Source organism: Dyella ginsengisoli LA-4 (assembly GCF_000334915.1).
Lineage (GTDB): Bacteria > Pseudomonadota > Gammaproteobacteria > Xanthomonadales > Rhodanobacteraceae > Dyella_A > Dyella_A ginsengisoli_A.
The window spans coordinates 1-9,661 of record NZ_AMSF01000041.1; the positions used below are offsets into that span (position 1 = coordinate 1).

Consider the following 9,661-nt stretch of genomic DNA (forward strand, 5'->3'; position numbering starts at 1 on the left):
CCAGGGCCATCGCCAGCACCACGCACAGCAGGGTGATCGGGATGTTCAGCACCACCGGCACGTCCTGGCTGCGCGCGGCCACCAGCAGCAGGAAGCCCAGCACGGTGGCGCCGAGCAGGCCGATCGCGCCGACCCAGAACGCCTGCTCCAGCACCACCCAGCGCAGGTTGCCGACGCCCACGCCGAGCGCGTTGAGGGTGGCGTACTCGCGCACCGAGCCGGCCACCGCGGCCATCAGGGTCTGGCTGGTGATCACCGCGCCGACCAGGAACACGATGCCGGCCAGGAACACCACGCCGGCACCCGCGCCAGTGTCGAGCATCCAGTACAGCACCGAGCGGCGCGCGAAGGTGCGCGCCGTCCACACGTCGTAGGGGCCGAAGCCCTTGTCCCCGCGCAGGCGCGCGGCCACCGCATCGGCCTGCGCGGGATCGCGCAGGCGGGCGACCAGGTAGGTGGGGCGGCCGAGGTCGGTGGGGTCGTTGTCGAGCTGGCGCGCGGTGTCCAGCGAGGTCACCACGTTGACGCCGCCCAGCGCGCGCAACCCGCTGCTGACGCCGACCACGCGCACGCGGTGGCCGTTGATCACCGCGGTGTCGCCGACCGCCACGCCCAGCTTGTCGAGGTCGGCGCGGTCCACGATCACCGCATCGGGTTCGGCCAGCCGGGCCCGGAGGGCCGGCGGCAGGGCCTGCGAGAACATCATCCCGTCGGCGCGGGTGTCGATGCCGGTGACGTAGACCGACTCGCCGCCGGTGTCGTGGGCGCCGCGCCAGTCCGCGTCGACCCAGTAGAAGGGTTCGACCTGGGCCACCGCCGGATCCATCCGCAGGCGCATTTCCACGTCCGGGTCGATCGGCCGGCCGAGGCTCACGCTCTGCGTGCCGGGGTAGCCGATCCACAGGTCGGCGCTGGAGCCGGTGATGTACACGCTGGCGCTGGAGAAGATGCCCAGTACCAGCGCCGCCTGCAGCAGCTGCAGCAGGCCGGCGAAGCCGACGGCGAGGATCGCCGGCAGGAAGCGCCGCCACTCGTAGATCAGTGTCTTGCGGGCCAGCGCGACCATCAGCGCGGCTCCTTGCCGTCGGCGGCGGCAGGCGTCGCGTCGTCCGGCAGCGGCGCGCCGCCGAGCGCCTTGTACAGGCGCACGAAGGCCAGGTCGCGCGCGGCGGTCGCTTCGGTCAGTGCCAGCGACGCCTGTGCCAGCGCGAGCTGGCTGTCGATCTGCTCGGCCGGCGCGGCCAGATGCAGGTGTACGCGGGTGGCGGAGGCCTGTTCGGCGCGGGCCAGCGCGGCGCGCGCACGCACGCTGGCCGCCTGCCGTTCGCGCTCGCGCTCGAGCTGGCCGAGCGAGGTTTCCACCTCGGCCACACCCTCGAGCACCGCCTGGCGGTAGGCATACACGCTCGCCTTCAGGTCGTGCTTGCTGGCGCGCAGCTCGGCTTCGCGGGCACCCCAGTCGAATAGCGGAATGTCGATCACCGGGCCGGCCGAGAGCAGGGCATTGTCGCTGGTACGACGGTGGGTGGTGAGGTTGGTCGACCACACCAGCGAGCCACCCAGGCCCAGCCGCGGCAACAGGTCGGCGCGGGCGATGCCGGCGTCGCCCGCGGCCCGGAGCACCTCGGCCTCGGCGCGGGCGATTTCCGGCCGTGTGCGCAGCAGGTCGGCCGGGGCCTGGTCGATGCGCAGGTCGCCCAGCGAGGGCATCGGCGCCGGTTTCAGCCAGGCTGCGTCGGGCTCGTTGCGGCCCAGCAGCACGGCCAGTTGCTGGGACAGGCGGTCGATTTCGCCACGCGGTTCCGCCAGCGCCGCCTCGGCCTGGGCCAGGTCCGCCTCGGCCTGGGCCTCCGCCTGCGGTGCAGCCAGTCGCAGCCGGACGCGCACCTGCGCCTGCTGCAACAGGCGCTGGCGCAGGTCGCGCATGGCTTCAAGCGTCGCCTCGCGCTGCTGGGCGGCGCGCAGCTCGAGCCAATCGCGCACGACCTCACCGACCAGACTGACCCGGATACGCTGCAACTCGGCCGCGCTGGCATCCACGGCGCCACTCGCCTGGCGGTTCGTTGCCGTGCCGCGGCCGAACAGGTTCAGTTCCCAGGTGGCGTCGAAGCCGGCGACGAAGAACGAGGCGCTGGCATCCGGATCGATGGCGTCCTCGGTCTTGGCGCGCAGGCGCGGCAGATACTCGACCCGGGCGCTGCGGAAGCGCTCGCGCGAGGCGAGCAGCCGTTCGGTGGCCTCGGCCGCCTGCAGGTTGTCGCGCAGTGCGGTGTCGACCAGCGCGTTGAGCGCGGGATCATCGAAGGCCCGCCACCAGCCGCGCAGGTCCACCGGCATCGCCGAGGCCTGCGGTACGGGGTGGTTCCAGCGGGCCGGGACTGGCGCATCCAGCTTCGGCACGTCGATACCGGCACAACCCGCCAGCAGGCCGATCGAAACGGCCAGCGTGGCGCGCGCAAACCCATGGGTGAAGCGCATGTCAGCGCCGGATCGTGTCGACCCGGGGGCCTGCCCGGTCCGGGCCGGAGGCGCAGCAAAATCGGGGGGACGTGGCGGGGTGGGGCGCTGGGCGGGTCATTGCGAAAGATTCCACGATATGGGTTTCATCAACTTTTCGATGCCGACGGGAACTGCAGGCCGATCCTCAGTCCGCCACCGACGGCCGCGCCAAAACCGAGGCGCGCATCATGCTGCTGGGCGATCTGCTGCACGATCGCCAGGCCCAGGCCGGTGCCCGATGCCTGCGTGCCTGCCACGCGGAAGAAGCGCTCGCCCAGGCGCTCCAGCGCCTCCGGGGGGACACCGGGGCCGGAATCCTCCACCTGCAGCAGCACCCCCTGGTCGGGCAAGGGCACCACGCTCACGGTGGCCCTGGCGCCCTGGCCGGCATAGCGCAGGATATTGTCGATCAGGTTGTCCAGCAGTTCCTGCAGCGCGGCGGCATCGCCGTGGATCACCGCCGGGTGATCCGGACCCTGGTAGCCCAGGTCGATCCCTGCCCGCAACGCTTCGGGGATGCGCATCTCGACCGCCCTGGGCACCAGTTTGGCGAGGTCGACGTCGCCGCTGGTCGAGCGCTCCTTCCACGGGCTCTGCGCACGGGTCAGCGCGAGCAGCTGGGTCGAGGTGCGGGCGGTGCGCTCGGTCAGCTGTTCGATGTGTTCCAGTGCATCGCGCACCACCGCGGGGTCGCTGCTGCCGCGGGCGCGGTCGACATGCAGGCGCAGCCCGGCCAGCGGCGTGCGCAACTGGTGCGCGGCATCGGCGATGAAGCGCTCCTGCAGCGACAGCACCGTGCGCAAGCGTTCGAACAGGCCGTCGATGGTGCGGGTGAGCGGGAGGATCTCCACGGGGACGTCGGCCCCGGTGATCGGCTCCAGCTCGTGTTCGCGCATCGCCAGGCGCCGGGTCAGCGGATGCAGGATGCGCAGGCCGCGGGTCACACCCAGCCAGACCAGCGACAGCACGCTGAGGATCAGGAAGGTCTGCAGCGGAATGGCCAGCAGCAGGATCTGCCTTGCCCGGTGCTGGCGGTCGCGCAGGGTCTCGGCGATGGTCACCGTCAGCACGTCCGACGGATCGGTCGGCGAGCGCAGGCTCAGTGCCGCGCCGCGCAGGGCGCGTCCGGCGAGGCGGGAGTAGAACAGTTCCGGGCTGGCGTCGGCCGCCGGCGGCGGCGGCTGCTCGAAGTCGCCGTTGCCGCCCAGCAGCCCGCGCTTGCTGGAGCGGACGTTGTAGTAGTTGTGGCCGTCCGGCTCGTATTCGATGAGGAAACGAGCCTCCTGCGGCAGGTCGCTGGAGACCTCGCCGGAGCGGAACATCTGCGCCAGCGTGCGCACGTCGTTGGCCAGATCCGCGTCGTGCACGCGGTTGGAGTAGTTGAGCGCCACGCCGTAGGTGATCACCGCGTCGATGACCAGCAGCAACAGCATCGGCAACAGCAGGATGAACAGCAGCCGGCGCCGCAGGCTGGGGCGGCGCTGGCCGACGGCCTCACTCATCGGCCGTTTCCTCGAGCAGGTAGCCGAGGCCACGCACGGTGCGCACATTGGCGCCGCTGCCGTGCAGCTTGCGGCGCAGGCGATGGATGGCGATGTCCAGCCCGTTGTCGGTGAGGTCCTGGTCCCAGTTGCACAGTGCCTCGACCAGCTGGGCGCGGTTGGTGATGCGGTCCGGGCGACTGGCCAGCGCCTCGATCAGGCCGAACTCGCGTGCGGTCAGCTCCAGCGGCGCGTCGTCGATCCATGCGCGATGGCCGGGCAGGTCCAGGCGCAGCCGTCCGATACGGACCTCGGTGCTGCCCTTGCTCGCCGAGCGACGCAGCAGGGCGCGGACGCGGGCCTCGAACTCGGCCAGGGCGAACGGTTTCACCAGGTAGTCGTCCGCGCCCAGGTCGAGCACGCGCACGCGCTCGTTGAGGCCTTCCCGGGCGGTGATCACCAGTACCGGCACGCCGGAGCCGCGCTGACGCAGGCGATGCAGCACCTCACTGCCGTCGAGGCCCGGCAGCCCCAGGTCGAGCACCAGCAGGTCGTGGGCGCTGTCGCGCAGCGCGATATCCGCCTGCGCCCCGTTGGCCACGTGATCGACGGCATGTCCCCCCTGGCGCAGCGCATCGGTGATGGCGGCGGCGATGGCGGGGTCGTCTTCGGCGATCAGGATGCGCATGGAACACCTTGGGGCGGGGGAGTCGGCGCGGGCTACGACAATGTCCACCGCCGGTAGTTGCAGTCGTACATGATGCCCTGCACACCCCCGGAAAGGCGACACGTTGCGCCCAGTCTTGCCGCCGCCGTTGGATTGTTCCAGTCTGGGGCGTTGCCGTACCACAGGGGGAGTCATGCGGTCTTCGTTCCGATCCGGCGGGTGGTTGCCCGTCCTGTTTGTCCTGGCGTGGCCGGTGGGTGCACTGGCCCGCCAGACCGCGCCGACGGCGCCTGCGGCCGACGTGCCCGCGGCGGCGGCCTCTTCCCCCGCGCCATACGCGCCGATCCCGCTGGCCTCTCCGGATGCCGCGGCGGTCAGCACGCCGAGCGATCCGGATGCCTGGGGTGGCGAGCGCACCGGCAACGAGCCGACGCTCTCCGATCGCGTGGTCAGCTACCACATCGACGCCGAGCTGGATGCGGCCAGGCATGCGGTGCACGGCAAGGAACAGCTGCAGTGGCGCAACCGCAGCGACCGCGAGGTGCGCAGCATCTACATGCACCTGTACCTCAACGCGTTCGCCAACGAGGGCAGCACCTTCTTCACCGAACGCGAGGTGCTCACCGCACACGGCAGTTCGCGTGGCAACGCCAGCCTGAAGAAGGGGCAGTGGGGCTGGATCGACCTCGACAGCGTGCGCCAGGCCGACACCGACCTGAAATGGACCTTCGTGCATCCGGACAACGGTCCGCAGACCGACCATACGGTGGTGCGCATCGACCTGGCCCAGCCGGTGCCGGCGGGCGGGACCCTGACCCTGGACATCGCTTTCCTCAGCCAGTTGCCGCGGGTGGTCGAGCGCACCGGCTGGTTCGGCGACTTCAATCTGGTGGGGCAGTGGTTTCCGAAGATCGGCGTGCTGGAGCTGCCGGGCGAGCGCGGCGCCACCCAGGTCCGCTGGAACTGCCACGAATTCCATTTCAACAGTGAGTTCTACGCCGACTTCGGCCTCTACGACGTCCGCCTGACGGTGCCTTCGGATTACACCGTGGGCGCGGTGGGCGAGCTCGAGGGCCAGCCGCAGACCGCCGACGGCAAGACCACCTACCACTACGTGCAGGGCGACGTGCACGATTTCGCCTGGGTCGCCGCCAAGGGCTACCAGACGCTCGACGGCACCTACGAGGGGCCGGGCAGTCCGAAGGTGGCGGTGCGGGTGATCTACCCGCCCGAGTACGTGGCCAGCGCCAAGCCGGTGCTGAAGGCCAGCGTCGACTCGCTCGGCTACTTCTCCAGGACGCTGGGCGCATACCCGTACCGGACGCTGACCGCGGTAGTGCCGCCCTACAACGCTGGCGAGGCGGGCGGCATGGAGTATCCGACCTTCTTCACCGCCGAGGGCTACAAGGAGGTCGAGCCGGGCACGATCACCCAGGGGCTGCTGGATTTCGTGACCATCCACGAGTTCGGTCACGGCTATTTCTACGGGCTGCTTGCGTCGAACGAGTTCGAAGAGCCGATGCTCGACGAAGGCCTGAACGAATACTGGGATCAGCGCATGTTGCGCGAGCGGGGGCAGGAGCTGGACCTGGCCTCGCCGCTGATGAAGCGGCTGGGGATCGTGCCGAAGGTGAGTGGCTTCGCCATGGAGCGGATCACCGCCGGCCTGCGTCAGCCGCCCGATCCGATCGGCGAGAACGCCTGGGACCGGCTGTCCTCCTCGAGCTACGGCAGCGTGTATTCGCGCACGGCGACCGCCATGCATGATCTCGAGGAGCGGCTCGGCAGGCCGGTGATGGAGAAGGCGTTCCGCGAATACTACAAGCGCTGGCGCTACCGGCATCCGTCGGTGGCCGACCTGCGCGCCGCGTTGATCGATGTGTCGGGCAAGCCGGAGGTGGTGAACCAGGTGTTCGACCAGACCGTCTACGGCACCGCCTGGGTCGATGACGCCGTCACCTCGATCGACGCCGAACGGGTGCAGCCGCTGGCCGGCAGCTTCGTGAAGGACGGCAAGCGCACCGAGGACGACGCCTCCGCCCGCGACGAAACGGTCGACCAGCAACTGGCCCAGTGGAAGAAGCAGCATCCGGAGGCCAGGGACGGGCAGGGGCCGTACCCCTGGCGCAGCACCGTGACCGTACGTCGTTATGGTGCTTCGGCGCCGCAGACGCTGCGCCTGAACTACGCCGATGGAGGCCACGAGGACATCGCGTGGAACGACCAACGGCGCTGGGCCCGGTTCGTGGTGACCAGGCCGACCAGGGTGGTATCGGCCGAGCTCGACCCGCAGCACACGGTCTATCTCGACGCCGACAAGCTCAACGACAGCTACGCCACCAAGGCCAACGGCGCGGCATCGCGACGCTGGGCGGCCGACGCCGCGGCGCTGCTGCAGAACCTGTATTCCTTGCTGGGGACCCTGTGATGGCCTGGAAAAACTCCCGCCGGGTCGACCTCGGCTCGCTTGCCGCCGCACCGTTCGCCGCGATGCAGTGGCGCCTGCTGCTGCTGTGGGTGGTTCTGCTGCTGTTGCCCACAGCCGCGGTCGCGCTGCCATTGTGGAAGGCGCTGGGCGACCTGCTCGACCACTCGGTACGTGTGCCGGAGTGGGCGCAGTCGTTCCACGCGATGATGTTCGGCGACGTGATGGCGCAGTTCAGCCGCCACGGGGGCTGGCTGGGCGGTGCGGCGTTGGCCGGCCTGGTGCTGACCGCGGTATTGCTGCCGCTGCTGCACGGCATGGTGGTGGCGGCCGGCCGTGCGGGTCGTGCACTGGGCTTCGGCCACCTGCTGCAGAGCGGCCTGATCGAGTACGGCCGCATGTTCCGTCTCATGCTGTGGTCGCTGTTGCCCTACGCGGTGATGCTCGGGCTGTCCGCATTGGCGATGAAGACGGCCGACCGGCATGCGCAGGCAGACGTACTGCAGTCGCAGGCCGATGCAGCCGCGCACGCGGCGCAGTGGACGGTGCTGGTGCTGTTCGTGCTGGCGCAGTCGATCGTCGAATCTTCCCGTGCCGCCTTCGTGGCCGACCCCGGGCTGCGTTCGGCCACCCGCGCGTTCGGCCGCGGCGTGATGCAGCTGCTGCGGCGTCCGCTGAGCACTTTGCTGAGCTATCTGGTGATCAGCGCCATCGGCCTGGCGATCGCGCTGGCGCTGGGCGTCTGGCGTGCGCACACGCCGGCGATCGGCCTCGGCGGTTTCCTGCTCGCGCTGGCGATCAGCCAGGTGGCGGTCGCGGTGACCGGATGGATGCACGCAGCGCGGGTCTTCGCGCTGGCGCGGGTGGCCGGTTCGCTGGTGCCCGCACGACGCGGCGGCTTCTCGCCGACGCGCTGAGTGCAGACGATCCCGGTCGTTCAGTCGGCCGGGATCGTCGGGAATCGCACCAGCAGCAACTCGCCTCCACCCTCCAGCCGCAAGCGCTGGCCGGTCGTGGACGGCAGCCAGGCCGGCACGCCGGCGGCAAGCTCCCAGTCCGACGTACCCGACTGCACCGTCGCGCGGCCGGCAAGCAGCCAGGCCAGCCAGCCCTGGCCGGTCGTGGGAAGCAGCATGGGGCCCTGCAGCGGGCGTGCGATCAGCTCGGCGCTTTCGGGGTGGTCGCGTTCCAGCCGGACGATCCGCGTAGGCTCGACCAGATGCAGTGTCTGCCCTGGTTGCAGGCCGGCCACTTGCAGCCGCAGCAGCTGCCGGCCGCCGGCAGCGTCCAGCGCCAGCGGTGCGTCGAGAGTGGCGAGCTGGGTCGGGGCGTCGTCACGAAGCGCGGGATGGGCCCCGGGCCCGAGATGCTGGAGATGCAGCCGCCAAGGCGAAGCGGCATGGCCGTGGCGGTCCGCCGAGGCCAGTTCGATGCCGGCCGCGTGGCCGCTGGGATCCGGCACCGCCGGCAGCGTGCGCAGCGTGGCCGGGCCGGCGTTCATGCCCAGGCGCGGCGGGGCTCGCGGAACGGCGGGTAGTAGGCGAACACGTGGGTGTTGCTGCCGTAGAAGTCCATGTCCTCGATGTGCTCGCCGCCCAGTCGCTCGGCGACGCGGTCGGACGCCTCGTTGCCGATGCGCACCAGGCTGATCACGCGCCTGGCGTGCAGGGTGTTCCAGGCGAAGTCGAGGATCGCCGTGCCGGCCTCGGTGGCGTAGCCGTGGTGGCGATGCTCTGGCTTGAGCATCCAGCCCATCTCCAGGTCGGGCCATCCCTCGGGGTACATCAGCCCGGCGCGACCGAGGAACTCGCCGGTTTCCTTCAGCTCCAGCGCCCACATGCCGCAGCCACGCAGTTGCCAGTGGCCCAGCAGCATGGCCAGCGAGCGCCAGGCGTTGGTGCGGTCCAGCGGCTGGCCGTCGCCGATCCAGCGGGTGCTCTCGGGGTCGGCCAGCATGGCGGCGTAGTCGTCGAAGTGCCGCTCGGTGAGCGCGGTCAGGCGCAGACGTGCCGTTTCGATGGTGGGGATGTCGGACATGGCCATTCGGTTTTCAGCGACCGCTATCCAGCAGTCGGCTGAGCGCTTGCGTACTTGAGGCCAGGGCGTCCTCCCAGGCCAAGCCCACGATTCTCTCACCTGTGACCGAATCCACAAAATCCTCCGCCTCTCCGGGCGGCAGCAGATGCCGGTAGTCGACCGTCACCTCGGTGCCCGCCGGCAAGTCGGCCAGCGCGAAGATGAACCCCAGATGCCAAAGCCCGGTGGGCGAGAAGCTGTGGTTGACGTAGCACTCGTCGGGCCAGTCCGGCGACACCGTGTAGCGGTCCTCGAACCAGCGGGCGCTGGCGTGGCGCAGGGCGGCGAGGTCCGGATGGCTCTCCAGTTCGTCGTGGCGCCAGGTGCGGTCGATCGCGTCGGGCGCGGTGATGATGCTGCCGGCGCGCACCGCTTCGTCTAGGAACAGGCCCTGGCCGGCACCGCCAATGGTGGAGGCGGCGATGCGGTAACGCGGAAGGATCATGGAAAGCACGGCGCTCGGGGCCCGGATCGGGCGCGGCGGAGTGTAGCGCAAGCGCGGCGGGGGGGCCC

Annotated in this window: 9 protein-coding genes; 2 read left to right on the forward strand and 7 right to left on the reverse strand. The window is 70.4% G+C overall.

Annotated elements, in window-relative coordinates; translation table 11 throughout:
* From C693_RS0111640 to C693_RS0111655, 4 genes are all read right to left on the reverse strand, one after another.
* Positions 1 to 1,066, reverse strand: a 1,066-nt coding sequence (locus C693_RS0111640) for an ABC transporter permease (protein WP_017462453.1), incomplete at its 3' end; no start/stop codon positions are given.
* On the reverse strand, positions 1,066 to 2,478 hold the full coding sequence (locus tag C693_RS0111645) for a TolC family protein (protein ID WP_017462454.1): 1,413 nt from the start codon (positions 2,476 to 2,478) through the stop codon (positions 1,066 to 1,068). The genes C693_RS0111640 and C693_RS0111645, both read right to left, overlap by 1 nt.
* A 128-nt stretch (positions 2,479 to 2,606) precedes the next feature.
* The gene (locus C693_RS0111650; protein ID WP_017462455.1) at positions 2,607 to 4,001 is read right to left on the reverse strand and encodes a sensor histidine kinase; all 1,395 of its coding nucleotides are present in this window, start codon (positions 3,999 to 4,001) and stop codon (positions 2,607 to 2,609) included.
* The gene (locus tag C693_RS0111655; protein ID WP_017462456.1) at positions 3,994 to 4,668 is read right to left on the reverse strand and encodes a response regulator; all 675 of its coding nucleotides are present in this window, start codon (positions 4,666 to 4,668) and stop codon (positions 3,994 to 3,996) included. Before C693_RS0111655 ends, C693_RS0111650 begins: the two co-directional genes overlap by 8 nt.
* Before the next feature lie 202 nt (positions 4,669 to 4,870).
* Here C693_RS0111655 and C693_RS0111660 point away from each other — a divergent pair, with 202 nt between their 5' ends.
* Positions 4,871 to 7,075 carry a M1 family metallopeptidase gene (locus C693_RS0111660; protein ID WP_241762665.1) on the forward strand — a complete coding sequence of 735 codons (2,205 nt, stop codon included), beginning with the start codon at positions 4,871 to 4,873 and terminating at the stop codon, positions 7,073 to 7,075.
* Entirely contained in the window at positions 7,075 to 7,989 is a 915-nt protein-coding gene (locus C693_RS0111665; RefSeq protein WP_017462458.1) for a hypothetical protein, read from the forward strand. Before C693_RS0111660 ends, C693_RS0111665 begins: the two co-directional genes overlap by 1 nt.
* A gap of 20 nt (positions 7,990 to 8,009) precedes the next feature.
* Here C693_RS0111665 and C693_RS22670 read toward each other — a convergent pair whose 3' ends face one another.
* From C693_RS22670 to C693_RS0111680, 3 genes are read right to left on the reverse strand one after another with little or no spacing between them, the layout of a single operon-like run.
* Positions 8,010 to 8,573, reverse strand: coding sequence for a hypothetical protein (locus tag C693_RS22670; protein WP_017462459.1), 564 nt, complete (start codon positions 8,571 to 8,573; stop codon positions 8,010 to 8,012).
* A complete protein-coding gene (locus tag C693_RS0111675) occupies positions 8,570 to 9,109 on the reverse strand; it encodes a GNAT family N-acetyltransferase (protein ID WP_026107367.1) in 540 nt (179 codons plus the stop codon). The genes C693_RS22670 and C693_RS0111675 overlap by 4 nt, the downstream gene beginning before the upstream one ends.
* 13 nt (positions 9,110 to 9,122) lie before the next feature.
* Positions 9,123 to 9,593 (reverse strand): SET domain-containing protein-lysine N-methyltransferase, encoded by a 471-nt coding sequence (locus tag C693_RS0111680; RefSeq protein WP_017462461.1) that lies wholly within the window; start codon positions 9,591 to 9,593, stop codon positions 9,123 to 9,125.
* Positions 9,594 to 9,661 lie beyond the last annotated feature (68 nt).

What these genes read in the sequence shown, in the direction of transcription:
- C693_RS0111645 (WP_017462454.1), bottom strand. Translation starts at nt 2,478, where the DNA reads ATGCGCTTCACCCATGGGTTTGCGCGCGCCACGCTGGCCGTTTCGATC.
- C693_RS0111650 (WP_017462455.1), bottom strand. Translation starts at nt 4,001, where the DNA reads ATGAGTGAGGCCGTCGGCCAGCGCCGCCCCAGCCTGCGGCGCCGGCTG.
- C693_RS0111655 (WP_017462456.1), bottom strand. Translation starts at nt 4,668, where the DNA reads ATGCGCATCCTGATCGCCGAAGACGACCCCGCCATCGCCGCCGCCATC.
- C693_RS0111665 (WP_017462458.1), top strand. Translation starts at nt 7,075, where the DNA reads ATGGCCTGGAAAAACTCCCGCCGGGTCGACCTCGGCTCGCTTGCCGCC.
- C693_RS22670 (WP_017462459.1), bottom strand. Translation starts at nt 8,573, where the DNA reads ATGAACGCCGGCCCGGCCACGCTGCGCACGCTGCCGGCGGTGCCGGAT.
- C693_RS0111675 (WP_026107367.1), bottom strand. Translation starts at nt 9,109, where the DNA reads ATGTCCGACATCCCCACCATCGAAACGGCACGTCTGCGCCTGACCGCG.
- C693_RS0111680 (WP_017462461.1), bottom strand. Translation starts at nt 9,593, where the DNA reads ATGATCCTTCCGCGTTACCGCATCGCCGCCTCCACCATTGGCGGTGCC.